We start from the raw sequence: 24,769 nt of genomic DNA, 5'->3' as shown, positions 1-24,769 counted from the left end.
ATCAGCTTCGGCATACCGTAGTGCCATGTTCGCAATCCCGTCTTGGCCGGAACGACATTCTTAGGCGGAATCCGCCCTGCCGTTGAATGTCCGCAATGGGTCGTTTCCCGAACGGCACCATTTATGCTGCAAGCTCGCAAAGCCGCCATCCCGATTGCCCTCCGGACAAAAAAGAGGCCCCGGACCGTAGTCCGGAGCCTCTTTGTCCGCCCTTGGGAGGGATGGGCGGTTACTGGAACTTGGCGCGCAGGCTGACGCCGAAGTAGCGGTCTGCGTCGCGCGGGATTTGCAGGCGTTGGCCAGCGCTCACGTTGAGCAGGGCATAGGCCTTGTCGGTGATGTTGCGGGCGAGGAAGGTGAGGCGATAATTGTCTTCTGTGTCCGAGAAGCCAAGGCCTGCGTTCCAGATGCCGTATGCCGCGATCGGGCCGGATTCGCCGAGGTCGGAGAACTGCTTGCCGACATGGCGGAAATCGGTGTCGAGGTAGATCTTGAAACCGCCAAGATCACGTTCATAGCTGCCGCCCAGCGTATAGGTGAACTTCGGCGCGAGCGGGAGGCGCGTGCCGTTGCGGGCATCAGGTGCGTTGGTCGAAGGGTTCGGGTTGAACTTGAGCACCTTGGCATCGGCATAGGCCGCGCTGGCGCGCAGGGTCAGGCCGTCCATTGGCACGGCAAGCAGATCTGCTTCGAAGCCTTGGCTGCGCACTGACCCGGCGTTGGTCAGGTTCGATACGACCGCACCGTTCAGCAGCACGAAGTTGTTGGCCTGGAAGCCTTTATACGTGACGGTGAAGGCCGAGGCATTGAACTGTACGCGGTTATCGAGGAACTGCGATTTGAGGCCGATTTCAAAGGCATCGGACGTTTCTTCATCAATCGGCACGGCGTTGGTGGGCGCGGTGTGATTGAAGAACACGTTGAACGCAGGCCCCTTATAGCCGCGCGTGAAGCTGCCATAAAGCATCACGTCTTCGGACGGGGTGAATTGCAGTACGGCGCGGCCCGAGATGTTGTCGTTGCTGCTTGATCCGGCTGACGTGTTGGTGCCGTTGCCGCCCGTGGCCAGCGTACCGCCAGCGGGGTTGCCGTTGGTGCCGGGGCCGGTGGCGGGAAGGCCGTTGGTGGCGTTGACGGCTGGCGCGCGGGTGTGCGTGTAATCCAGATCATCCCTGGTCCAGCGCAGGCCGCCGGTCAGCGCGAACATGTCGCTGAAACGATAGGTTGCCTGACCGAACACGGCATAGTTGCGCGATTGTACATCGCTGAACGATGTGGCCGTGGGGAACAGCGTGTTGACCGTATCGGCGGTGTTGCAAGGGCGCGCGCCCGATGCAGCGAGCGGCAGGGTTGACGTGGCGCACGTGATGTTGCGGCGCGTGAAGTCCTGCTGGTTGTCCGATCCCCATGCGAAGGCGCCAACCTGATAGAAGAACGGCTGCGTCTGGTCAGAGGCAAGGCGCACTTCAAGGCTGAGCTGCTGTGTGCGCACTTCGCCGTTATCGTGCAGTTCGCCGGTGCCAACGATGGCGCGGGGCAGGAAGTCACCCTCGCGCACTTCCTCGTTCTGCCAGTTGCGATAGCCCGCAACCACGCTGAGCGAGTGGCTTTCGAACACGTCGAAATCACCCGATGCGGTCAGGCTCCACTGGCGGTCTTTGGTTTGCGTGACGATGTTGTGATTGACGAAGCGCTGGTTCACACCTTGCGCCACACCGCCCGGCAGGCCGAGTTCGGCATCCAGCACAGCGCCACGGCTGACTGTGGTCACATCGGCGCAGCAGTCATCGTTGGCCTTGAAGTAATCGGCGATCAGGCGGAAGCGCGACGTGCCGTTTTCATAATCGATGATGCCGCGCGCGCCGTAATGTTCGTAACCGTTGATCTTGTCATTGCGGCCACCGAATACGTTGGTGATATTGCCATCATAGCTGCCGTAAAAGCCGGTGACGCGGGCGCTGAGGCCTTCGCCCAGCGGGCCGGAAATGGCGGCGCGCAGGCGATATTCCTCGTCCTCGAAATATTCGGCGCGCACTTCGCCTTGCAGCGTATCGGTGCCGCCCTTCGAAACGATGCTGACAAGACCGGCCGAGGCGTTCTTGCCGAACAGCGTGCCTTGGGGCCCGCGCAGCACTTCAAGGCGCTCTGCATCGACAAGGTCCATGAAGGCCTGGCCCGAGCGGCTGAGGACGACGCCGTCAACCACGGTGGAAACGCTGGGTTCAGCCGCAACCGAGAACGTGATCGTGCCGACGCCGCGCATCACGATGGCGCTGTTGGCGCTGGTCGTGCCCTTGCGGAAGGTGACCGACGGAACAAGCTGGGTCAGCCCTTCAAGGCTGGTGACGCCGCTGGATTCAAGGCGGTCAGCCGTGATCGCGGTAATCGCGATTGGCACGTCCTGCACATTTTCAGCGACCTTCTGTGCGGTGACGACGATTTCGGCAATGCCGCCGGTTTCTTCAGCCGCTTCTTGCGCGCTGGCTTGGCCGGTAAAGATGAGCGAAAGGGCGCTGGCGGATAGTGCCAATGCGCGCACGGATGCGGAATGCTTGATCATCGTGGAACTCTCCCTGCAAAAAGCGGTCTTCCAAGGGTAGTCATGCTCCCTTGTCGATCGGCCGCGATTGGCGCTTGAAATGCTATGGCTGTCCCGATATGTCAAGCGGTGTCAGAAAAAGCAGGCAGTGGGTGCGGCCAATTCGCCACACTGCCGCTAATGGTGAGGAAATTGCTTTGCAATTGCGGCTGATCGCCAAAGATAAGGGGTTTCATCTCTGCATTGGGGACAAGGTGGTGCTGCGTCACACCGATTCTTGTCCTGCGGTAGTCATGGCGCGCGGCAATGCCGATGTGCAGATGGTTCGTGGCAATTTTGCCATATCTGACAAGCCTTTTGATGCGATCACCCCGCAAGCATGGCAGATCACGGATGGCGGAGTTGAGCTGCTCGATCAGGGCGTTCCTGTCGCTTTTGTGGCCTTTTCACGCAATACGCTCGAAATCAGGGCGCTCGTCCCGCAGTATGATCGCTTGCGCGTGCGGTTCCATGCTGAACCCGGCGAATGCGTATGGGGCGGAGGCGAACAGATGAGCTACCTCGCGCTCAACGGACGCAGCTTTCCGGTCTGGACCAGCGAACCCGGCGTTGGTCGCGACAAATTGACCGCACTGACGCAGCGGATGGACGCTGAAGGCATGGCGGGCGGCGATTACTGGAACACCAATTATCCTCAGCCCACCTTCCTCACCTCGCGCTGGCTGGCGGTGCATCTGGATGCCACTTGCTACAGCGTGCTCGATTTTACCGATCCTGCCGCCCATGCGGTGGATGTGTGGAGCGGTGCGGCGCGGTTTGAAGTGTTCGCCAGCGATGGTCCGCAAGGGCTTGTCGCGCAATTGTCCACCCGCTTTGGCCGCCAACCCGAATTGCCGGACTGGGCGATTGGCGGAGCGATTGTCGGGTTGAAATCGGGGGTCTCCAGCTTTGACCGGCTTGAACGCTTTATCGCGGCGGGCGCTGCGGTTTCGGGCCTGTGGTGCGAAGACTGGGCGGGCATCCGTGAGACCACATTCGGTCGCCGCCTGTTCTGGGACTGGCACAGCGGCGCGCGCAGTGCGGATCGCTATCCCGATCTGGCCGCCCGCATTGCCGGATTGAACGCACGCGGCATCCGCTTCCTCGCTTATGCCAACCCCTATATCGCGGTGGATGGCGATCTGTATGAAGAGGCGCGCGCGGGCGGGCACTTCTGCCTGAACCTTGATGACGATGCGGTGCATCTTGTCGATTTTGGCGAGTTTGATTGCGGCGTGGTGGATTTCACCCGCGAGGAAACCCGCGCATGGTTTGCCGAACGCATCCTTGGCGGCGAAATGCTGGATATCGGCATTTCGGGCTGGATGGCCGATTTCGGCGAATACCTGCCCACGAACTTGCGGCTGGCCGATGGTTCGGACGCGATGGAGGCGCACAACCGCTGGCCGGTGCTGTGGGCCGAGGTCAACGCCCGCGCCGTGGCAAGCCGGGGCAGGACCGGCGATGCGGTGTTCTTCATGCGCGCAGGTTTTTCCGGCGTGCAAGGCCATTGCCCGTTGCTGTGGGCGGGCGACCAGTCGGTGGATTTTACCCGCCACGATGGCATCGGCACGGTGATTACCGGTGCGCTATCGGCAGGGCTGGTGGGCAACGCCTATAGCCATTCGGATTGCGGCGGGTACACATCGCTGCACGGCAATGTGCGCACCGCCGAATTGATGGAGCGGTGGTGCGAACTGGCGGCGTTTGCGCCGGTCATGCGCAGCCATGAAGGCAACCGCCCCGACGATAATCTGCAATATGACAGCAATGACGCGCTGCTGGCCTGCTTTGCGCGCTGGAGCCGTGTCCACGAGCACCTTGCGCCTTATGTGCGCCACTTGTGCCATGAGGCGAGCGCGCAGGGTTTGCCCGCGCAACGTCCGCTGTTCCTGCACTACCCGCAGGATCGCGCGCTCTTTACGGTGCAGGACCAGTTCCTCTACGGTGCCGATCTGCTGGTGGCACCGGTGATTGAAGAGGGCGCACGTCAACGCACAGTCATCCTTCCGGGCGAAGGGGTTTGGCGGCATTGCTGGTCGGGTGAAGACTACGCTCCCGGCACGTATGACATCGCTTCACCCATCGGCCAGCCACCGGTATTTTACCGGCCCGACAGCAGCTTTGCGCCGCTGTTTGCAGGGCTTCAGGGGGTGCTGGACGAATGAGCGAGCGGTCAAACATCAGGGATGTGGCGGCACGCGCCGGTGTGGCGGTGAAAACTGTCAGTCGCGTGCTGAACGGGCATCCATATGTCAGCGCAGAAACGCGCGCCAAAGTGGAAGAGGCGATGCGCGCGCTGGACTTCCGGCCGAGCGTCGCCGCGCGCATCCTGTCGGGCGCGAAATCGAACCAGATTGCGCTGATCTATGACAATCACAGCCCGTACTACATGTTTCAGATCCAGGCCGGCTGCTGGGACTTTTGCCGCGCCAACAACATCCGCCTGCTGGCGCAACCGGTGGATGTGGCTGACCCGCTGGTGGGGGAGCAGGTGCGGGGTTTAGTTGATGAAACACATGTGGACGGCATTATCCTGTCGTCACCGGTGACTGACTGTGATCCGGTGCTTAGGGCATTGGAATATATGGATATTCCGTTTGTTCGTATCTCTCCTGGCACCAATCACGCGCTGACCAGTTCGGTGTTCATGGATGATGCCCAGGCAGCCGACGATATGACCACCTATCTGATAAACGCCGGACACCGCCGGATCGGCTTTATCAAGGGCCACCAGAACCACATGGCATCCGATGACCGGCTGTTCGGCTATCGCCGCGCGCTGGACCGGGCAGGGCTGCCTTATGATCCGGTGCTGGTGTGCGAAGGCGAGTTCGATTTTGATTCCGGCGTGCGCGGCGGGCGCGCCTTGCTGGACCAATCCAACCGGCCCACCGCCATTTTCGCCTCAAACGATGATATGGCCGCAGGCGTTCTGGCCGTGGCGCACGATCGCGGCATCAATGTTCCCGCCGAGCTTTCGGTTGCCGGGTTTGACGATACCACGCTGGCGCGCACGGTGTGGCCGCCGCTGACCACAATCCACCAGCCGATGATCGAGCTGGCCCGCACTGCCACCGAAATCCTTATTGCAGGGGGCGATATCAACCACCGCCGCCTGCCCCACACTCTTATCGAGCGCGCATCTGTCGCGCCTCCAGCCAGGACAACTTCATGAGCCAATTGCCTTTGCCGCCCAGTTTCCGTGCCCTTGGTTCCAGCGATATTGCCGTATCGCCCATCGCGTGGGGCATGTGGCGGCTTGCCGAAAACGGACGCAGCGCTGCCGATGCCGCCAAGCTGGTCCATGCGGTGCTGGATGCCGGGATCAACTTCCTTGATACCGCCGATATCTATGGCTTTGACGGCACAGGCGGCTTTGGCGATGCCGAGGCGCTGCTGGGCGAAGTGCTGGCCGCAGAGCCTGCCTTGCGGACCCGCATGGTTCTGGCCACCAAGGGCGGAATCCTGCCGCCGCTGCCTTATGACCAAAGCCCGCAATATCTGGCCAAGGCGATTGATGATTCATTGTTGCGCCTGAAAGTGGACAGCGTCGATCTGTGGCAGATCCACCGCCCCGATATTCTGGCGCACCCGCAAGAAGTGGCGCGCGCGCTGGAAAACGCAGTGTCGGCGGGCAAAATCCGTACGATCGGCGTTTCAAACTTCACGATCCACCAGACCGCCGCACTGAGCCATTTCCTGAACGTGAAGCTGGTGACGACCCAGCCGGAAATCAGCCCGCTGCGGATCACCTGCTTTGAAAACGGCGAACTCGATCAGGCGATGATGCTGGGACTGACGCCGATGGCATGGTCGCCGCTGGGTGGTGGCCGTCTGGCCGACCCGCAGACGCCGGAAGAAATAGCCGTTGCGGCCGCGCTTGATGGGGTGGCGCAGGCGCAAGGCGTATCGCGCACGGTGGCGGCCTATTCTTGGCTGATGGCACATCCGGCGGGGATCATCCCGATCATCGGATCGCAACAGGCCGCGCGCATTGCCGAAGGCGTGGAAGCGCTGAAGGTCACTTGGACGCGTGAAGATTGGTATGCCGTGCTGGTAGCAGCGCGGGGCGAGCGGCTGCCGTAAGGCCCGCCAAGGAGACTGGCTCCAGCGTGGGCCGGCGTGGTTCAATCAACAAGCGGCACCGCACCTGCGGGAAGCCGGTGGATGTCTGTGTGTGCAGACTGAAGGAGAGGCATGATGGCCGAACAAAACTGTGAAATCGCCTGGTTTTCGGCGCTGTGCGACGATGACTATGAATTCCTCGGCGTTCCGGACAAGTACCTGCAATCAAGCTGGGAGCATTGCCGCAACATCGTGCTGCGCGCAGAAGAGGGCGGGTTTGACAATATCCTGCTGCCATCGGGCTACAGCCTCGGCCTTGATACCACGGCCTTTGCGGCGGCGGTGGCCACGCAAGTGCGCCGTATCAAGCTGCTGTGGGCAACGCGCATGGGCGAGGATTGGCCGCCGCAACTGGCGCGCCGGATTGCCACGCTGGACCGCATCCTTGGCCCCAATGCTGCGGGCACGGGCGGGCGTCTGAACGTGAACATCATCTCGTCCGACATGCCCGGCGAGACGATTGCCAGCGGTCCGCGCTATGCCCGCGCGACCGAGATCATGAAGATCGTGCGCACGCTGCTCAACGGGGAATCGCTGGATTTTCAGGGCGAGTTCTACAAGTTGAAGCTTGATCCGCCGCGTGTCGGCACGCTTTCGGGCAAGTGCCCTGCGTTCTACTTCGGCGGCCTGTCCCACGATGCGCGCGAATGTGCGGCAGAGGCGAGCGATGTCTATCTGATGTGGCCCGATACGATGGACAAAGTGCGCGAAACCATTGCCGACATGAAGGCACGCGCTGCCAATTACGGCCGCACCTTGAAGTTCGGCTATCGTGCCCATGTGATCGTGCGCGAAACCGAGGACGAGGCACGCGCCTATGCCGACCGGCTGCTGTCCAAACTGGATGACGATGCGGGCAAGGCGATCCGCGAGAAGTCATTGGATGCCAAGAACTTTGGCGTGCAGCGCCAGCAGGAATTGCGCGGGGCCGCCGATGGCGACGGCTTTGTGGAAGAGAACCTGTGGACCGGCATCGGGCGGGCGCGTTCGGGCTGTGGTGCGGCGATTGTCGGCACGCCGGATCAGGTTCTGGCCAAGCTGCGCGCCTATCAGGCCGAAGGCATCGAGGCGTTCATCCTGTCAGGCTATCCGCATGTGCAAGAAGCAGACATGTTTGCGCGCTATGTCCTGCCGCACATCAAGCATGGTCCTTTGGACATCTGATAGCGCATATCTGAAATGGAAACCGTGGTGGACAGCGAAACGGGAATATATGACGTCGCCGTGATTGGCGGCGGCGTCAACGGCACGGGCATTGCGCGCGATGCGGCAGGGCGCGGGGCCAAAGTCCTGCTGCTTGAGGCGCGTGATCTTGCCAGCGGCACGTCGTCCAATTCGAGCAAGCTGATCCACGGCGGTTTGCGTTATCTGGAGCATTACGAATTCGGGCTGGTGCGCGAGGCGCTGGGCGAGCGCGAAAAGCTCTGGATTATCGCGCCGCATATTATCTGGCCGATGCGGTTCGTGCTGCCGTGGGTCCAGGGCCTGCGTCCGCGATGGCTGCTGCGGCTGGGCCTGTTCCTGTATGACCACATCGGTTCACGCAAGCTGCTGCCTGCAACCCAATCGGTACGGCTGGACCGGCATGTGGCAGGCGCGCCGCTCAAGCCAGAATTTGTTCACGGCTTCGTCTATTCCGACGGGTGGGTGGATGATGCGCGGCTGGTGGTGCTGAATGCGCGTGATGCGGCCAACCGTGGCGCAGATGTGCGTACGCGCTGTCCGGTTACGCGGCTGGAACGCGCCGACGGTCTGTGGCTGGTTGAAACGCCGCAGGGCAGTTTCAAGGCACGGTCTGTCATCAACGCGGCGGGGCCTTCGGTGCTCAAAGTGCTGGATCGCAGCGGGCAGCCGCCGAAACAGTCCATCCGGCTGGTGCGCGGATCGCACATCGTGGTGCGCAAGCTGTTCGATCACCCGCACCCCTATTTCTTTCAGCTTCCCGATGGCCGCATCTTCTTTGCGATTCCCTATGAACATGATTTCACCCTGATCGGCACGACCGACCGCGACCATCAGGGCGGCATCGACAAGATCGAGGCAAGCGAGGAAGAAATCGCCTATCTGTGCGAAGGCGCGAGCCGGTTCTTCAAAAAGCCTGTCACCCCTGCCGATGTGGTGTGGACCTATTCCGGCGTGCGCCCGTTGGTGGATGACGGATCGGGCAAGCCGGAGGCGGCAACGCGCGGCTATCGCTTTGATGTGAGCGAGGCCGATGAAGGCGCGCCGATCCTTTCGGTGTTTGGCGGCAAGATCACGACTTTCCGCACGCTGTCTGAAGAAGCGGTGGACCGCATGGGCGGGCGCATTCCCGCTTTGGCTGGTGCACCGTGGACCGATGCCAAGCCTTTGCCCGGCGGCGATTTTGCGGTGGGTGATGTGGACAAGCTCATTGCCCGATTGCGCCAACGTTATCCCTTCCTGGAAGCGGCATGGGCTGAGCGGCTGATCCGCTGTTATGGCACCTTGGCCGACGACGTGCTGGGCGATGCGGCGACTTTGGCCGATTGCGGTCACCACTTCGGCCATGGCTTGACGGCGCGTGAAGTGCGCTATCTGATGGCGCACGAATGGGCGGTTGAAGCCGACGATGTGCTGTGGCGGCGGACCAAGCTGGGTCTGCGGCTGGATGCGGGCCAGCAGGAAAGCCTGCGGCGGTTTATGGCAGGGGACGGAACACGATGACGGATGAACGCTGCATATTGGTGCTGGATGAGGGCACGACCTCTACGCGGGCGATCCTCTATTCCCCCCAAGGTGCAGTGCTGGCATCCGCGCAAGAGGAACTGACCCAGCACTATCCCACGCCCGGCATGGTGGAGCATGACGCGACGGAGATATGGGAGCGCACTTTGCGCTGCGCCCGCGCGATGGTGGAGCGTGCTGGCGGGGCAGATCGCATCGCCTGCATCGGCGTTACCAACCAGCGCGAAACCGTGGTGGCGTGGGACCGGCAGACCGGCAGACCTGTCAGCCGCGCGCTGGTGTGGCAGGACCGCCGGACCGAGGAGCGTTGCAAGGCTTTGCGCGAGGCGGGGCACGAGGCGGCGGTGCAGGAGGCCACCGGCTTGCTGCTCGATCCCTATTTCTCGGCCAGCAAGATGGAATGGTTGTTGCGCAACGTGCCCGAAGCGGCGGCGCTGGGAGACCGGCTGGCGTTTGGCACGGTGGAAAGCTGGCTGGTGTGGAACCTGACCGGGGGCTTGCATATCACCGATGTGACCAATGCCAGCCGCACGATGCTGATGGCGCTGACCGGGGCGACATGGGACGCAGGACTGTGTGACTTGTTCGGCGTGCCGCAGGTGGCCTTGCCCGAGATCGTGCCCAATGCAGGGCGCTTTGGCGAAACCGCGCCGGAGCTGTTTGGCTGCGCCATCCCGATTACCGGACTTGCGGGCGACCAGCAGGCGGCCACCATCGGGCAGGGCTGCTTTGCCAAAGGCGAGGCCAAGGCGACGCTGGGCACGGGTGCATTTATCCTTTCCAACATGGGTTTGCAGCCGCCGCGTTCAACGCATCGCTTGCTGGGGACGGTGCTGTGCGAGGTGGGGGGCGAGCGGACTTTCGCGCTGGAAGGCTCGGTGTTCGTTGCCGGAAGCCTTGTCAAATGGCTGCGCGACAGCATCGGTTTGCTGGAGAATGCAGCCGACAGCGAGGCGCTGGCACGGTCTGTGGAAGACAGCGCGGGCGTTGTGGTGGTGCCCGCCTTGTCCGGGCTTGGCGCACCTTATTGGCTGGCCGATGCGCGGGGCAGCATTACGGGATTATCGTTTGCGGCAACGCGCGCGCATATCGTGCGGGCCGCGCTGGAATCCATCGGTCACGTGTTCCATGATCTGGGCGCAGCCTTTGCGGCGGATGGCGCGGGCTGGTCATTGCTGCGGCTGGATGGCGGGATGAGCGCGAACAACTGGCTGGCGCAAGACATCGCCGACATGCTGGACATCCGGTGCGAGCGGCCTGCGGATGTGGAAACAACCGCGCGCGGTGCGGCTATTCTGGCCGCTATCGGTCTGGGCCAATATGCAGATCTGGCTGCAGCGCGGGGAATGATTGCCCCGCGCGATGTGTTCCAGCCGGAAATGGCAGAGCCGGACCGTGAGCGCAGGCTGGACCTTTGGCGCGGCGCGGTGGGCCGCCATTTGTAAGCGATCCTTGGCTCATGCCCAGGATTACGCGCCCGAGGCGGCGTGGAGTCCGGATGCGAAGGCTTGTGCTATGGCAACTCTGGTAAAGCGCTGCGCATCTGCGCTGTGTTGCCACTGCTCCAACGCCAGTTTTATCCCGGCTTCATTCTTCTGGATGTGCAGCATGGCGTTGGCGATTGCGGCTGGATCCGTTGCGTCAACGCGGATGGCAAAGGGCGCGCCGTCAAAGTAGCCGTCAACGGCGGCACCGGCGGGATAGATGATCGGGATTCCGCAAAACAGCGCTTCGATAAAGACCAGCCCGAAGCTTTCCCGCCGCGATGGCATGACAAAACCTGTGGCCTGCGACATCCGGGTGCGAAGGGTTTCGCGATCCATCGGGCCGGCAAAGGTCAGGCCTTTTGCGCCTTGCGCTATTTTGGAGCAGCGCGCGATGTCATCGGCACTGCCGCCACCGATGACGGACAAGGGGACAGTTTGCCCTTTGGCATTGAGCAATTGCGCCGCCTTGGCCATGCCAACCAGGTTTTTGGTCGCGTAATTCCTGAGGTGGAAGACCGAAATGAACCCGTCACCTTTGGCGCGCGGCGCAATCGGGGCATCGATGTCGGTGGGGCAGGGCAGCATTGTAACTGGCCCTGACCTTGCGCCCAGCCGTGCCTCTATCTGCTGTAGCGCCCATGGCGAGAACGGAAAAACCATCCTTGCATCGTGAAGCACCGCGCCCAATTCGCTGCGCAGGTCTGGCCGTGCTGCAACGATTTTGGCATCGGTATTGCCTTGAATTGAAATGGCATACGGGATGCCGCACAAGGCGGCCGCGCGGCGTACCGCAATACCCTCGATAGAGAGTTTGTGCCCGACGATCAGGTCTGGCTGGCGGGGAAGGCTGGCGATGTGCGTGGCGATGTACTCACCCAAACGGTGCAGCATGGCCGCGTGGAAAATGCCCTTTGGCGGCGATTTGTAAACGAGGGCAGTGCCCTGATCAAACGGCGCGGAGTCCACCTCCAGCGGCGGCTTGCCCAAGGTCCGCAGTGTGTCCCAGGCAAACCTGGCCATGGCAGGAGAGCGGCGGTTGATGGAAATTACGCTGTGATCGAATTGGCCTTGCGTCAGCTTCAGCAGGGTTTGGATGACCGGCGTTTTTGACGGGGCCACACTGTCAGGAAAATCGCCGCTGACATGGAGGATTTGCCTTTGCGCTCCAAGCTTTTCAGACAAGATCGGCCTCCATCGGCGCAGGCATAAGTTTGCAAAAGCACGCGGATCATGCCGTTTGGCACCTGCCCCAAGCCGAATTGGCAGGGCAGGTGCATTCCACGGTTACTTGCCGGATTTGTTGCCGTAGGCGTAATAGTTGTACATGTAATCGTATGACAGACCGGCCTCTGCCGAGCGGTACTTTGTCAGCACGACACCGGCGACGCTTGCCCCGGCATTGCGCAAACGGCGCAAGGCCGATTTCGTTTGGCCAAATTGTGAGCGATTGGCCTCGACAATGAATACCACGCCATCGGCATGGCGAGAAATCAAGGGTGCGTCAGCCAGTCCCATGACGGGCGAGGAATCGATGACGATGACCGCATATTCTTTGCGGTATTTGGCGAGGAAGTCGACCAGCAGTTGCGATGAAAGCAGTTCTACCGGGTTTGACGGGATCGAGCCGATTGGCAGGACATCAAGGTTTTCCGGCGTGTCTTTGAGCAAGGCATCGGCCAGCGACACATCACCAAGCAGCACTTCGGCAAAGCCAACCGATGTACGCTTTGCACCAAACAGGTTTGCGATGGTGGGCTTGCGAAGATCGGCGTCGATCAACAAGGTTTTACGACCGAGTTGCGCGTACTTTTTGGCCAGGACCGATGTCGTCAGCGATTTGCCTTCGGAAGGCTGGCTGCTGGTGACCTGAATGATGCGGTTGCTGCCAGTGATCGCAAAATCGACCGAGGTGCGGAGCGATGAATAAGCCTCCATCAGGCTGCTGAACGGATCGTTGGCTTGTTCGGACACTTCGTCATCGGCAACATATGGTGTGAAGCCGAGCAGCGGCGTCCCCAATTTTCGTTCGACATCTTCGCTTGAGCGCAGCCGATCATCGAAGGATTCGCTCAGCACTGCCAGTACGACGGCAAGGCCAACACCCAGAATGAGCGCAACGATCATGTTTTTGACCAGATTGGGCGTGACCGGCGAGCCGGGCAATGTTGCCGCATCCAGTTTGGTAATCGATCCGCTGCGGACGTTGGCGGCGGCTGAAATCTGGTTGTAGCGATCAAGCAGTGATGCGAGTTGGGTGCGCAATGCGCTGGCTTGGCGATCAAGCAGGTTGAACTGCACGCGGCGGTCTTGTTCGTCCAGCGTCTGGTCTGAAACCTTGTTAAGCTCGCCCGACAAGGCTTGTTCCTGGCGCTTTGCGATGTTGTAGATATCGCGGATGCCATTTTTGATATCGGCGCTTAACCGGCTGATCTGGTTATCAAGCGATGCAACGCGCGCCTTGGCTTCGATCACTTGCGGGTAGGTATCCCCGTAACGCTGCCGCAATTCTGACAGCATGGTTACGACTTTGCCGCGCTCGCTATACAAATCCTGAATTGCAGGACTTTGCTGCACCTCGGGCAATTGGCCAGCCGGAATACCGGCCACCGCAGCCCAACGCTGTTCTGCGGCGATGCGTTGCGCGCGGGCTTGGGTATAGCTGCCGCTGACGCTTGCCAGATTGGAGACCATCAGGGTCGGGCTGGCGGACGATGATGCCGTTTCACCCTCAGCCGGAGCGCCAACCGGGCTGCTGACGATCCGGTTTGCCTTTGCATAGGAGTTGGCAGCGCGTTCTGCTTCCTGCAATTTGGCGCTGATCTGGACGATCTGTTCCTGCAGGAACTTTTGCGCATAAGCATTCGCGTCAAGCGCGCGACGGACGTCGGCCTGCACAAAATTGTCCGCATAAGAATCTGTGACCAGCCGTGCCATGACCGGATCGCCAGACCGGAAATTGATGCTGATGACGCGATTGTCCTGCGGAATGTCGACCGACACCCCGCTGCGCACGATGGCAGCGGCCATGTCGCGGCGCTTTGCCTGCCATTGCTTGTCGGTAAGGTCAGCGGGCTTGCCGTCTGCCACAGCTTTGCCCAGCACATCATCGTTCTGGTCAAGCTTTAGAGAATCGACCACCTGCAACGCCATGCGCTGGCTGGTGATGACCGTGCCCTGCGTTTGCATGTAGCGGTTGATTTCGCTGGTCGCCACCGTTGGCGCAAGGTCTTGCCCTTCAACGATATTGGCCCCGTTGGGGTCGATCCGCACGGTCGCCGTGGATTGATATACCGGCTTGGTCAGCAATGTCAGCACAAGGCCAAGCACCAAAGCTGTCGCCACGACACCAATGAGGAGCATGCGCTGGCGGAACAACAAGCCACGGATCATCGACAAGTTAATCACACTCGTGGGTTGGCCCGGATCAGCGTCCGCCGCACCGGGCATATACTGATCGGTCCATGAAGCGCGGCTGCTTGCGGCTTCTGTCATGCTTGATTCAACCTTTTCATGCGGATTGCTATTTGGCTTGCAGTCGCTGGCGGGCCGTTACAGGAGGGCCGTCACAGGCGGGCCGTTACAGGTGGGCGGGCCATCACAGATTGGTGAACAGGGCGAAGGCCGGTAGCGTCTTCAACAAGTCCTGCCAAAAGACCGACAGGCCCGACGTGCCAAGGACCACGCGGTCGCTCGGCTCAAGCACAGGATCCATCATGGTGCCGGCCCGTACCGCCGCGTAATCAAACTTGGCAACGGCCATGCCGCTTGCGGTCTGGCGGAAAACGGCGATTTCTGTGAGCTTTGCCACGCGATTGGGCCCGGCGGCCAGAGAGATTGCCCCTGACAGCCTTGTGCCCGGTTTGAACGCGTACATGCCGGGTTTTTCAACCGCGCCCTCAACCGTCACGACGTGGGACCCGAACTGCATGATGTTGACGCTGACAACAGGATTGACCAGCGAAGGGGTAAGCCTGCTGCGAATGTCCTGTTCAAGCTGCCTTGCTGTAAGGCCGTCCACTTTGATCGAGCCGATGAGCGGCAGGGACAGCATGCCATCAGCGCCCACCGGGGTGTTTTCAACCGACAAATCAGGTTCGCGAAACACAGTGATGGTAACGACGTCTGACGGGCGCAGCAGGTAATTTGTCTTCTCGACCGCCGAATAGTCCGTTTGTCCATAAGCGCTTACGGGCGCGGAATCGACCAGCCCGATCCGGGTGGGAGACGAGCCTGCGCAACCGGAAAGCGATGCTGCGGACGCTGCTAGAAGGATACAGGACGTGAAACACCCACTGCGAGTTCTGATCATGCTGTTGGAAAACCCTGTATTGATATGTATTTCTGCATAGGCGCGGCTGGAAACGAGCGCAAGTCTACTTGGCTATTATTGGGAGTTTGCGACGAACTTTGCATAAATGGACGACATCTCGATTCTATGGTAGTTGAGCGCATAACTTTACTATAGTTAGTACATAACTATAGTTATGAGGCCAGTCTGAAAACACAGGTGCGGTAGATTGCCATGATCACGACACAAAGCATCCTTGGCCTGTCTGCGAGTGCGCTATACGCTGTGATTGGCAGCGCCTGCGGACATGCGGCGATCACGGCCTTCAAGGCCCGGCGTCCCAAGCCGGAAGCTGTGTGGTGGGCACTGTTTGCCATATGGTTCGTTGCCCTTGTCGCGCTGCGTTTGTCAGGACTGGAAGACTATTTTCGGGAGGGAACGCGCAGCGTGCTGCGCAAAGACGGCGTCTACGAAATGCGCCGCGAGGTTCAGGCCCCGCTGAGTGTCATCGCGATCTTGTGCACCGCAGGACTGGTTGCTTTGACGGCGCGTTGGCACATCAGAACCCGCCCGGGGTCTCCATCGCGTCTTATCGCTTATGCCCGGCTTGCGGTGGCCGGACTGTGCGGCCTCATCATCCTGCGCGTGATTTCCTTCCACGCCGTAGACGTGCTGCTCTACGGACCGGCAAAGCTCAATTGGGTGATCGACATCGGGTCGAGCCTGTTCACCGGTTGGTGCGCTTACCGCTTTGGCCAGATCGCGCGCATGCCCGGTGCCCGCCGCTGAAGCTGACCTGCCAATCCTTTCGCGCGGTGACCTACGCATCAAGCCGCAAAGCCTTGCGATAAGCCGCAATCAGTGGCGCGATCTGGTGGCTCCAGTTCAATTCGCTTTCCACGCGGCGGCGTCCCGATGCGCCCATGGCTTCGCGCTGCGCGGGGTCTTCGAGCAGTTCAAGGATCTTGTCGGCAAAGTCGACGGGATCGTTTGCCAGTGCATAGAGTGACGCGTCCTGTGCGGAGAACCGGCCTTCGGTCACGTCAAATTGCACGATCGGCTTTTCCAGCGACATGTATTCCATGATCTTGTTCATGGTGGACTTGTCGTTCATCGCATTGACGCGGTCTGGGTTTACCCCGACGTCCATGGTTGACAGTACCTCGAACAGGTCCTGGTCGGGTGCCCGTCCGGTAAAGTGGACAAAATCGGCCAGGCCCTTTTCAGCGACCAGTTGCTTGAGCTTGGCAAGGCTGGGCCCACCGCCAACGAGGCAGAACTGGATGTCTTCGCGCCTTTTGGTGCGGACAATGTGTTCAACCGAATCGATCAGCAGATCGATGCCTTCCTGATCGCCCATCACGCCGACATAGCCGACAAGATAGGAGCGCCCGTTTTTCCAGCTTTCCACCGGAGGCACGCGCTTCAGCCGGCTGAGGTCCGGACCAGAGCGCACCACAAACACTTTGTCGGGGGCCATCCCGCCGCGCTCGATCGCGATTTTGCGGTACGAATTGTTGGTTGCCATCGAGACATCGGCGCACTTGAACGTCAGCTTTTCAAACAAGACCATCAGCTTCCAGAAGAAGCCGCGCTTGTTGAACTTTGCTTCGTAGAGTTCGGGATTGATGTCGTGATGGTCGAAGATGTATTTTACGCCGAACAGTTTGAACGGCAGCGCGACAATGAAGATCAGGTCAGGCGGATTGCAGCCCTGGATCACATCAATCCCGCGCTTGAAAAAGATTTTCCAGGCCAGCACCGTTTCCCAAAACAAGGCTGCGCCATATTCCAGCAGGAGCCCCAACGCGCCGCTTGCTTCGATCGGCAAGGGGTGGCGATAGATGTCGATGCCGTCGATAATCTCGAAGCGTTTCTCATAGCCTTTGCCGGTCGGGCAGATGATCGCCACTTGTGCCCCTGCGGCCTTAAGCGTGCGGGCTTCCTGCCACACGCGCCGGTCAAACGGCAACGGCAGGTTTTCGACAACGATCAGGACTTTTTTGCCCGCGAGCGGATGCCCGGGAATTTCGGTCGGGAAGTCAAAGTCTCCGGCAGAAATTGTCATGCGATGGCGCTCACATCAATGATGCGAGGGGCGGCAACGTTCAGATCCTTGATCAGTCGATTGGTGGCGATTACCGCACCATAATTGCGCTGTTCTGCAGTTGCCTTGTCAACCAGCAAGCCATCGATCGAAGGCAGGATGGCATAGGCATAGCCAAGGTTTTGTCCTACAAGGCTTTCCGGCTTCAACTGGGGATCGTAAATATCCAGCGCGAACCCTGCATCCAGCAGCTTGCGCGCCATGTCCACAGCAGGGCTTTCGCGCAAATCGTCAGTGTCAGCCTTGAAAGCAAGGCCCACCAGCAACACTGGCGCACCCGGTTCCAGATCCTTGGTTACCTGCAGGAACTGGTGATGTTTGTGTGCGTCATTGCTGCGCAGCAGGGAATCGAACAAGTGCGTCTGCGATCCTGTATCTGCCGCAATATGTTGCAGCGCGCGCACGTCCTTGGGCAGGCATGATCCGCCGAACGGGCCACCGGGCCGGGTGTAATAGGGCGAGATGTTCAGCTTGGTGTCCGACACGAAAATCTGGTGCACTTGCCGTGCGGATATGCCGATGTTCTGGCACACGCGGCCCACTTCGTTGGCAAAGGCGACCTTGACGGCGTGCCAGGTATTGTCGACGAACTTGGTGATTTCGGCCTCGCGAATGCCGACATGGAATATCGGTGCTTCAATGCCGTCATGCAGCGCCACCATCTTTTCCGATGGGACGCCGTCAATCGTGCCCAGCACAATCTTGGGCGGATTGAAGTAATCGTCGATGGCTGTGGCTTCACGCAGAAATTCAGGGTTGTAGACCAGTTCGATCAACCGGTCAGACGCCTCGCCAAGCAGCGAACGGAAGATCGGCAGGATCATCTGTTCGGTCGTTCCGGGCCGCATGGTTGACCGGTACACGACCGTCAGCGGCTTGGTGCGGTCAGGTTTGATCGAGGCTGCAATCGCGCGCGTTACCTGCACAATGTAGCTCATGTTGTGCGCACCATCGACGCCGCTTGGCGTGCCGACGCAGACAATCGCGATGTCGCAATCATCCAGCTTATCGCCGATCTCGGTCGTTGCTTCCAACAGTCCGTCGGTGCGGGCCTTGGCGATCAGATCGTCAAGGCCCGGCTCATAGACCGGGGACTTGCCGGCATTGAGCAGTTCAACTTTGGCCGCGCTGACGTCGATACCCAAAACTTGATGGCCCTGGCTGGCAATGCACCCGGCCGCAGTACAGCCCACGTAACCGAGGCCGAGAATGGCGATTTTCAATGTTTTCTCCTGAAGCCAATCATGCATGAGCCAGCTTGCCGCCGAACCGCGCGAGCGAATCATTCAACACATTCAATTCGAACAGATTTTTGCCTGCCGATAAGGTAGGTCCATTTTGAACTGGAAATAGCCTAGCAATTGGATCAATATGGTGCAACGCAATATGACCTTGGCGAGTGTCCCAATCCTGACGCGGTGACGGTGTGTTGCATGGTCCGTTTTTGAAGGGCGAAATGTGACTTACACCCGCGCAAACCACGGCCCCGCTGCGCTTCCCCTGCTTGGGGCTGTGCTGCTGGCTGCAGGGTTGTGTGCGTACCCCACCCGCGCGCTGGCAGATGCGCCGAAGGATGCCTGGCCTGCGCTGTTGCGCCGTGACCTTGCCAGAGTGGCCCACATCGAATGGCGGCTGCGGGGCGCTGCCGGAACGGCATGCCCGCGCCAGGCCGCCGATGCCGGAATCGCCTTTGATGATCGGCGCGCTTACCAGAAGCGCGATTGGCCGCTGCTTGCAACCAGCCTGAAAATGGCAGAGCGCCCGGTCATTGTCAGTGTTGCCCCCGGCAGTCCCGCCGATCTTGCCGGTCTGCACGAGGGGGATGAGGTGCTGGCTATTGGCGGGGTGCCCAGCGATACAATTATCGCGCGGCGCAACGCAGGATCGCTGGTGAGCGATGCGTTGCTGGACGAGATTGGCCAAGCCGCGCCCGGTAGCGCGCTGACGTTTGATCTGCGCCGCGACGGCGCTGTGCTGCACGTGGCGGTGAGGCCTGTAACGCACTGCGCGGTCCGGCTGGTGCTGTTCACGGACCGCAAGGTCGAGGCGCATAGCGACACCCGCAATGTCGCCATTTCAACTGGAATGCTGGCGTTTGCGCGCACCGATGATGAGCTTGCCCTCGCTGCGGGGCATGAAGTGGCGCATGTGATCAACGGGGATCGTCGCGGCGCCCCGGCCAAAGTGCGGCGCGGGATGGAAGATGCCGCTGACGCGCTTGGCCTGCGCTTGATGGAATGTGCAGGCTATTCCCGCGCCACGGGCATCACGCTGTTTGAGCGGCTGGGAAGCCGTGACTGGCTCGGCTTTTTGCGCGCGCGAACCCATCGGTCGTGGAAGGCGCGGACAGAAAGTCTTCGGGCAATGCCACCCGGTACGATGTGCTTGTCAACCACCTGCCGAACGGGTTTCAATGCTTGCCCTGAATCGTTCTCGAGGAGATGAATATGGGGTCCGGTGAGGTACGGGCCAAACGGCACACGAGGTGTTCGTTTCGGGCAATTTAGACCACCTTCACGGCAGCGGTGCCGCCCCCTGCGCGATCAATCAGAGCGTGAAGACCATGTTGAGCAGGGCGATCCCCAAAGTCGCCAGCAATGCGGCAGACGCACCGGTGCCGGTCAATTCAAAGATGCGCAGGGCATGATAGATGATCGCGTTGATGCCCGAGAGCTGGTTGAAAAACGCGATGAGGAAAGCGAGCAAGATCGGGCGGCGCAATTCGCCAGTTCTTGTGACGTGCGCAGGCGCTTTGGTTATTCATCCCATGGTGGAATTTCGCCCGCGCCGACCTGGCTGGAAATGCCGAGCAGGAAGCCGCCATAGACTTCGGTGGCGTTGGGATATTTTTCGGCCATGATCGCTGCGAGGTCTTTCGACGTTTTCGACCGCGCGCGCGCATCGACGAAGGCTTTGATATAACCGCGCGTCCACGCGATGCTCATGCTGTCGTCTGGCAGGCCGGGCCGGCTGTGCCCCGCTACGATCCGCACAGGGTTCATCGCTTCAAGCCGGTCGAGCACTTTGAGCCAGGCGTCATAATGCGAAGGGCCATGTTCACCCAGCCAGACGTAAACGCCGTTATAGAGGATATCGCCTGCGATCAGCGTGCGGGTCTCGGCGTCCCACACGATGGTGGAGTGGACGTGATCACCCTGCATCGGGCCAAGCACTTGCAACTTGTGGCCTTCAAGGTCGACGCTGTCTCCGGTCATGGCGGCGGGCTGCACCGGCCGTTTGGGCGCGTTGATGCCCAGTTGCCCGCTCCAGCGCTTGAACTTGATCGGGATGGACTTTTCCATGTCTTTGGCGGCCACGGGATGTGCGACGATTTTGGCGTCGGGAAAGGCGTCCTGCAGCACGTCCAGCCCGAAGAAGTGGTCGGGATGATCGTGCGTAATGATGATGGCTTGCAAGGTCTTGCCGCTGTCGAGAATGTCTGCGACCACGCGCAGCGCATCGGATCGCGCGAAGGGCACGTCGATCAGCACGGCATCCTTTTCACCCGTTACCAAAGTGACATTGGCGACCATGCTGAGCGGGGTGGTGGCGATGACCTTGTAATCGAGCGGCTTGGCCTGCGCCGCGCTGATGGACAGCGCGGAGGAGGCGATCAGGGTGAGAAATCTGCGCATTTATCGTCTCCCGATAGTCGTCATTGCGAGCGCCGCGTAGCGGGGCGAAGCAATCTAGGGCGATTCAAGCTGGCTCTGGATTGCTTCGTCGGCTTCGCCTCCTCGCAATGACGAAGAGTTTTGTGAATGGAACTGCCCTCTCAGTGTGCGGTCTGGCCACCGTCGATGGTGAAAGTTGCGCCGTTGATGAAGCTCGCGCCGTCTGAACACAGGTGCAGGACGGTGGGGGCGATTTCTTCGGGGCGGGCGGCGCGGCCTGAAATGTTCTGCGCAAAGAACATCTGCGTGAATTCGTTGCTATCGGCCCAGTGCTTTGTCATCGGGGTGACGACGAAGCCCGGTGCGATTGCATTCACGCGGATGTTTTGTTGCGCGTATTCGACCGCTGCGGCTTTGGTGAGCCCGGAGACGGCATGCTTCATGGCGCAATAGGCGCTCATATTGGGGTCCGCGATCAGCGCGCCGACGCTGGCGGTGTTGACGATTACGCCGCCGCCAACGCTCAAGAAATGGCGAAGTTCGGCCTGCATGGCGAAAAACACGCCCTTGAAATCAACGTCAATGGCAAGGTCCAGCTCGTCCTCGGGCACTTCGTGGATGGGGCGCTGCGGAGGCAGGACGCCCGCATTGTTGAACGCTGCATCCATCCGTCCGAAGCGTTCAATGCATTCGGCGACCAGTGCGGTCAGTTCGGCGCTCTTGCGCACATCGGTGTGGCGGAATGCGGCGCGGCCACCTTCGCCCACGATCATGTCCACGGTTTGCGCCGCGCGTTCATCGATATCGCCGATCATCACCGCTGCACCTTCGCGCGCAAAGGCAAGCGCGGTGGCGCGGCCGATGCCGGTGGCAGCACCGGTGATCAGCACGGCTTTGCCTTCAAAACGCATCATCAGATGATCCCCGATTTGCCCGGGGCAAGGATGCCGTTCGGGTCAATTGCGTGCTTGATCTTTGCGTTGAAACCGCGATTAACCTCGCCATACTGTTGTGCGACAAGGTCCATCGAATTGACACCAGTGCGGTAGCTGGCCCAGCCTTGTGCACCAAAGCGGGTGACCAGTTCACGGTAACAGGCGTCGGCTTTCTTCTCCTGCTCGGCATCGGATTTGTCGAACAGCAGCGCGAGGATGTGGTGCAAATCGCGCCAGCCGATGGCGTAAGCGGCGGTATAGTCAAAGCCATACTTCTCGACGATTTCAGTGGCCAGTTTGGTCTGGCGTTCTGCCTCAATCCCGCGAGCGGCGGCCACGGGCGCAAACCATGCAAGGCCGCCGCCCGCACCGCGCCAGCGCAGCAGGCCGATCTCGTCAAGGTTCAGCCCGCCTTCCATCAGCGTGGCGTGGTGGTGGAACCACGGATTGTCGCCCATTTCGGCAGATGTCAGCACCTCGCCGCCGCTGGCGGTAAGGCTGGCGCGGATGATCGGCTCCACCGCGGCCACGGTCTGTTCTGTGCCATAGAGCGCGAAGTATGTGTTCCACATGCCCAGACCATTGGCCTTGGCTGCTTTTTTCAACGATGCTTCGTCCAGCGGCGCACCATCGGGCACGATTTCATTGCGGCGCTTGAACATGGCGAGCTGGTACGACGCGCTCATCATCAGGTTGCAGTTGGCGACAAGGTTCGAGACGCGCAACGGGCGCATGGCTTCAATGATGCGTGGCACATCGGCCATTTCGCTGTGGCGCACCATGAACGGTTTGTAGACCGGCGGCTTGGGCATTAGCCACAAGCCCATTTTGGTGACTATGCCGAAGTTCGATTGGGTAAACAGGCCGTCGAGGTAGGGTCCATAGCCCCATTTGAACGCTTGCCACGCGGTGCTGCCCTTGATGGACCCCATGCCGGTGCGCATCACTTGTCCATCAGGCAGGACCACTTCCATGCCGCACTGGAACATGAAGTGTTCGCCATAAGGGGTATAGCCCACCCCGCGATCCAGCGTGTTGCCAACGGGCGAGGCGATGGGGCCGACCGTGGGTACATCGATCCACAACGGAATGTTGTTATCTACCAGATAGTCCTTGAGCTGCTGGTAGGTGACGCCCGGTTCGAGAAGACAGGTGCCAAGATCGGCATCCACTTCAAGGATGCGGTTCATCCGTTTGAGATCAAGCACGACCTGGCCGGGCGTTGCCGGTGCGGCCATGCCATAGCCCATGTTCTTGCCGGTCGATATCGGCCAGAGTGGCTGTTTGTATGTGTTGGCGATCCGGACGATTTCCTGCACCTGTTCCACTGTTTCAGGGCAGACCGCGCCAATGGGAACGTGGCGGTTCAGCGGATCGGGCACATAGACTTTTGCGTAAGGGGCAACGGCTTCTTCATCGCCGAACACCCATTCTGCACCAACAACGCCACGAAACGCCTTCATTGCGCCCGCAAAATCCGCTTTGGTCATGTGCGGAGCAAGCGGTGCCGGATCCTTTGCGCTGGCACCGGTACCAAGACCAAGGCTGGCCGCACCGATGATTCCTGCGCCCAAAAGGCCGCGGCGGTTGAGTTCCATGCTGCTCAATATCCGTGCTCCTGCTTGCGCGCCGCGCTTTTCTCGATCCATAGTGCCAGCGCCTCCAGTTCGGATGGCTTGACTTCGGTGGGGCGGAAGGCGGGCATTCCGTTCTGGCCGTGGCGCACGATGTACTTGACCGATTCCGCAGGCAGGGCGCGCCCAAGGATGATCGGGCCGACATTGCGTCCGTGGCAATATCCGCAAGTCTTGGCGTAAATCTCGTCAGGCGTGCGTGATCCTTGCACTTCGCCGAGCTTCTGTCCGGCCATCAAGGGCGCGGCTCCCGCCAATATGCTTGCGGCCATAATCGACATTGCGATTCGCGTCATTCTTGGCTCCTCGTCCCAACTTATAGCGGCTGTTGCAGCGCCGCTTTGTCTTAGCTTGTGCCAACTCTATCAGTGCTTGGGGCCAGAGCCACGAAAAGCACGGGCGCCGAATTTCGCCTGGTGAAATCTGGAAAAACTTTAGAGCGCCGTTAACCTGCCTGCAGTGCGGCGAGCATCGGTTCAAGATCGCCCAGCAGACAGGACGGGCGGCTGTGTTCGGGCAATTCTGCATCGGCTGACATGACCCCTGTTGCCAAGCCAACCGAAGACGCACCTGCATCATTGGCCATGCGCATCTCAAGCGCCGGATCATCGCCCACTACGATTATATCCTTGGCGGCGCTACGAGGCAGCCCCATGACGCCAAGGGCCGTTTCGAATGCTACCCGCGAAGGCTTGCCCAAGATGCGCGGGCGCTTTCCGGTCATGGCTGACAGCATGGCATTGATGGGATAGCTAGCGCCGATGGCGCGGCCATTTTCCGTGGCAAAGAAGGGCACGTTGCTTGCTGTTACCAGACGGGCACCACCCCACAGCGAATGGCATCCCGCTTCAAGCGCGGCAAAATCAAACTCGCGGAACCAGCCGGTATAGACGGCCTGGACGCCTTCGGCTTCGTCTGATGGCCCGATCACGTCAAGGCCTGCATCCACCAGTGGGGCCGCACAGCCCGCATTGCCCAACACGCGGACTTTTGTCAGGCCGGACTTGGCCAGCCAGATTGCGGCGGACGATGACGGCGTGAGCATTTGCCCGTCGGCCACCGGAAACCCTGCATTGCGCAGCGATTGGGCATATGCGGCAGGCGGCTTGGCGGTGCCGTTGGTGAATACGACAAAGGGCGTTCCGGCGGCCTTCAGTGTTTCCAGAACGGCGATGGCGTGGGGCAGGGCGCGGTGGCCGCCGCTTTTGGAATCCCCCAGCGCAATGGTGCCGTCCATATCAAAGATAAAGCCTGCTGCACCGCGTAGGCGCGCGGATATTTCGGCGTTCATT

At 60.6% G+C, this 24,769-nt stretch carries 20 protein-coding genes; 8 read left to right on the top strand and 12 right to left on the bottom strand.

Annotation, left to right across the window (positions count from 1 at the left end; all coding sequences use genetic code 11):
• Positions 1–229: 229 nt before the first annotated feature.
• Positions 230–2,560 (bottom strand): TonB-dependent receptor, encoded by a 2,331-nt coding sequence (locus tag B7Y89_RS14715; RefSeq protein ID WP_292939254.1) that lies wholly within the window; start codon positions 2,558–2,560, stop codon positions 230–232.
• Positions 2,561–2,736: 176 nt separating this feature from the next.
• Between B7Y89_RS14715 and B7Y89_RS14710 the strand changes: the two genes are divergently transcribed.
• The 6 genes from B7Y89_RS14710 (at position 2,737) to B7Y89_RS14685 (ending at position 10,857) form a co-directional block, all read left to right on the top strand.
• Positions 2,737–4,746 (top strand): alpha-glucosidase, encoded by a 2,010-nt coding sequence (locus B7Y89_RS14710; RefSeq protein ID WP_292939255.1) that lies wholly within the window; start codon positions 2,737–2,739, stop codon positions 4,744–4,746.
• The gene (locus B7Y89_RS14705; protein ID WP_292939253.1) at positions 4,743–5,756 is read left to right on the top strand and encodes a LacI family DNA-binding transcriptional regulator; all 1,014 of its coding nucleotides are present in this window, start codon (positions 4,743–4,745) and stop codon (positions 5,754–5,756) included. The genes B7Y89_RS14710 and B7Y89_RS14705 overlap by 4 nt, the downstream gene beginning before the upstream one ends.
• The gene (locus B7Y89_RS14700; RefSeq protein WP_292939252.1) at positions 5,753–6,667 is read left to right on the top strand and encodes an aldo/keto reductase; all 915 of its coding nucleotides are present in this window, start codon (positions 5,753–5,755) and stop codon (positions 6,665–6,667) included. The genes B7Y89_RS14705 and B7Y89_RS14700 overlap by 4 nt, the downstream gene beginning before the upstream one ends.
• A 114-nt stretch (positions 6,668–6,781) precedes the next feature.
• The gene (locus B7Y89_RS14695) at positions 6,782–7,870 is read left to right on the top strand and encodes an LLM class flavin-dependent oxidoreductase (protein WP_292939251.1); all 1,089 of its coding nucleotides are present in this window, start codon (positions 6,782–6,784) and stop codon (positions 7,868–7,870) included.
• Positions 7,871–7,897: 27 nt separating this feature from the next.
• On the top strand, positions 7,898–9,391 hold the full coding sequence (gene glpD / locus B7Y89_RS14690) for a glycerol-3-phosphate dehydrogenase (RefSeq protein ID WP_292939250.1): 1,494 nt from the start codon (positions 7,898–7,900) through the stop codon (positions 9,389–9,391).
• On the top strand, positions 9,388–10,857 hold the full coding sequence (locus B7Y89_RS14685) for a glycerol kinase (protein ID WP_292939249.1): 1,470 nt from the start codon (positions 9,388–9,390) through the stop codon (positions 10,855–10,857). Before glpD ends, B7Y89_RS14685 begins: the two co-directional genes overlap by 4 nt.
• A 24-nt stretch (positions 10,858–10,881) precedes the next feature.
• On the opposite strand, the gene B7Y89_RS14680 is transcribed toward B7Y89_RS14685, so the two are convergent.
• The 3 genes from B7Y89_RS14680 to B7Y89_RS14670 form a co-directional block, all read right to left on the bottom strand.
• A complete protein-coding gene (locus B7Y89_RS14680) occupies positions 10,882–12,081 on the bottom strand; it encodes a glycosyltransferase (protein ID WP_292939248.1) in 1,200 nt (399 codons plus the stop codon).
• Between the two features lie 102 nt (positions 12,082–12,183).
• Entirely contained in the window at positions 12,184–14,391 is a 2,208-nt protein-coding gene (locus B7Y89_RS14675) for a polysaccharide biosynthesis tyrosine autokinase (RefSeq protein WP_292939247.1), read from the bottom strand.
• A gap of 103 nt (positions 14,392–14,494) precedes the next feature.
• Positions 14,495–15,208 (bottom strand): polysaccharide biosynthesis/export family protein, encoded by a 714-nt coding sequence (locus B7Y89_RS14670; protein ID WP_292939246.1) that lies wholly within the window; start codon positions 15,206–15,208, stop codon positions 14,495–14,497.
• Positions 15,209–15,421: 213 nt separating this feature from the next.
• On the opposite strand from B7Y89_RS14670, the gene B7Y89_RS14665 reads away from it, so the two are divergent.
• Positions 15,422–15,976 (top strand): hypothetical protein, encoded by a 555-nt coding sequence (locus B7Y89_RS14665; RefSeq protein WP_292939245.1) that lies wholly within the window; start codon positions 15,422–15,424, stop codon positions 15,974–15,976.
• A gap of 31 nt (positions 15,977–16,007) precedes the next feature.
• Here B7Y89_RS14665 and B7Y89_RS14660 read toward each other — a convergent pair whose 3' ends face one another.
• Entirely contained in the window at positions 16,008–17,255 is a 1,248-nt protein-coding gene (locus tag B7Y89_RS14660; RefSeq protein ID WP_292939244.1) for a glycosyltransferase family 4 protein, read from the bottom strand.
• Positions 17,252–18,580 carry a nucleotide sugar dehydrogenase gene (locus tag B7Y89_RS14655; RefSeq protein ID WP_292939243.1) on the bottom strand — a complete coding sequence of 443 codons (1,329 nt, stop codon included), beginning with the start codon at positions 18,578–18,580 and terminating at the stop codon, positions 17,252–17,254. The genes B7Y89_RS14660 and B7Y89_RS14655 overlap by 4 nt, the downstream gene beginning before the upstream one ends.
• A gap of 172 nt (positions 18,581–18,752) precedes the next feature.
• Here B7Y89_RS14655 and B7Y89_RS14650 point away from each other — a divergent pair, with 172 nt between their 5' ends.
• Positions 18,753–19,739, top strand: a complete 987-nt coding sequence (locus B7Y89_RS14650; protein ID WP_292939242.1) for a M48 family metallopeptidase — start codon at positions 18,753–18,755, stop codon at positions 19,737–19,739.
• Between the two features lie 102 nt (positions 19,740–19,841).
• On the opposite strand, the gene B7Y89_RS14645 is transcribed toward B7Y89_RS14650, so the two are convergent.
• The 6 genes from B7Y89_RS14645 to B7Y89_RS14620 form a co-directional block, all read right to left on the bottom strand.
• The gene (locus tag B7Y89_RS14645) at positions 19,842–20,015 is read right to left on the bottom strand and encodes an MFS transporter (protein WP_292939241.1); all 174 of its coding nucleotides are present in this window, start codon (positions 20,013–20,015) and stop codon (positions 19,842–19,844) included.
• Between the two features lie 35 nt (positions 20,016–20,050).
• The gene (locus B7Y89_RS14640) at positions 20,051–20,929 is read right to left on the bottom strand and encodes an MBL fold metallo-hydrolase (RefSeq protein ID WP_292939240.1); all 879 of its coding nucleotides are present in this window, start codon (positions 20,927–20,929) and stop codon (positions 20,051–20,053) included.
• A gap of 140 nt (positions 20,930–21,069) precedes the next feature.
• Entirely contained in the window at positions 21,070–21,822 is a 753-nt protein-coding gene (locus tag B7Y89_RS14635) for a glucose 1-dehydrogenase (protein WP_292939239.1), read from the bottom strand.
• Positions 21,822–23,441, bottom strand: coding sequence for an FAD-binding oxidoreductase (locus B7Y89_RS14630; protein WP_292939238.1), 1,620 nt, complete (start codon positions 23,439–23,441; stop codon positions 21,822–21,824). The genes B7Y89_RS14635 and B7Y89_RS14630 overlap by 1 nt, the downstream gene beginning before the upstream one ends.
• Positions 23,442–23,446: 5 nt before the next feature.
• Entirely contained in the window at positions 23,447–23,773 is a 327-nt protein-coding gene (locus B7Y89_RS14625; RefSeq protein ID WP_292939237.1) for a cytochrome c, read from the bottom strand.
• A gap of 149 nt (positions 23,774–23,922) precedes the next feature.
• A complete protein-coding gene (locus B7Y89_RS14620; RefSeq protein WP_292939236.1) occupies positions 23,923–24,768 on the bottom strand; it encodes an HAD hydrolase-like protein in 846 nt (281 codons plus the stop codon).
• Position 24,769 lies beyond the last annotated feature (1 nt).

The organism is Novosphingobium sp. 32-60-15 (assembly GCF_002280675.1).
In the GTDB taxonomy this organism is placed as follows: Bacteria; Pseudomonadota; Alphaproteobacteria; order Sphingomonadales; family Sphingomonadaceae; genus Novosphingobium.
Note: the sequence above shows the minus strand (reverse complement) of the source record. Positions and strands in the feature narration are given on the sequence as shown.

What these genes read in the sequence shown, in the direction of transcription:
- B7Y89_RS14715 (WP_292939254.1), bottom strand. Translation starts at nt 2,560, where the DNA reads ATGATCAAGCATTCCGCATCCGTGCGCGCATTGGCACTATCCGCCAGC.
- B7Y89_RS14705 (WP_292939253.1), top strand. Translation starts at nt 4,743, where the DNA reads ATGAGCGAGCGGTCAAACATCAGGGATGTGGCGGCACGCGCCGGTGTG.
- B7Y89_RS14700 (WP_292939252.1), top strand. Translation starts at nt 5,753, where the DNA reads ATGAGCCAATTGCCTTTGCCGCCCAGTTTCCGTGCCCTTGGTTCCAGC.
- B7Y89_RS14695 (WP_292939251.1), top strand. Translation starts at nt 6,782, where the DNA reads ATGGCCGAACAAAACTGTGAAATCGCCTGGTTTTCGGCGCTGTGCGAC.
- B7Y89_RS14685 (WP_292939249.1), top strand. Translation starts at nt 9,388, where the DNA reads ATGACGGATGAACGCTGCATATTGGTGCTGGATGAGGGCACGACCTCT.
- B7Y89_RS14675 (WP_292939247.1), bottom strand. Translation starts at nt 14,391, where the DNA reads ATGACAGAAGCCGCAAGCAGCCGCGCTTCATGGACCGATCAGTATATG.
- B7Y89_RS14670 (WP_292939246.1), bottom strand. Translation starts at nt 15,208, where the DNA reads ATGATCAGAACTCGCAGTGGGTGTTTCACGTCCTGTATCCTTCTAGCA.
- B7Y89_RS14665 (WP_292939245.1), top strand. Translation starts at nt 15,422, where the DNA reads ATGATCACGACACAAAGCATCCTTGGCCTGTCTGCGAGTGCGCTATAC.
- B7Y89_RS14660 (WP_292939244.1), bottom strand. Translation starts at nt 17,255, where the DNA reads ATGACAATTTCTGCCGGAGACTTTGACTTCCCGACCGAAATTCCCGGG.
- B7Y89_RS14655 (WP_292939243.1), bottom strand. Translation starts at nt 18,580, where the DNA reads ATGATTCGCTCGCGCGGTTCGGCGGCAAGCTGGCTCATGCATGATTGG.
- B7Y89_RS14640 (WP_292939240.1), bottom strand. Translation starts at nt 20,929, where the DNA reads ATGCGCAGATTTCTCACCCTGATCGCCTCCTCCGCGCTGTCCATCAGC.
- B7Y89_RS14635 (WP_292939239.1), bottom strand. Translation starts at nt 21,822, where the DNA reads ATGATGCGTTTTGAAGGCAAAGCCGTGCTGATCACCGGTGCTGCCACC.
- B7Y89_RS14630 (WP_292939238.1), bottom strand. Translation starts at nt 23,441, where the DNA reads ATGGAACTCAACCGCCGCGGCCTTTTGGGCGCAGGAATCATCGGTGCG.
- B7Y89_RS14625 (WP_292939237.1), bottom strand. Translation starts at nt 23,773, where the DNA reads ATGACGCGAATCGCAATGTCGATTATGGCCGCAAGCATATTGGCGGGA.
- B7Y89_RS14620 (WP_292939236.1), bottom strand. Translation starts at nt 24,768, where the DNA reads ATGAACGCCGAAATATCCGCGCGCCTACGCGGTGCAGCAGGCTTTATC.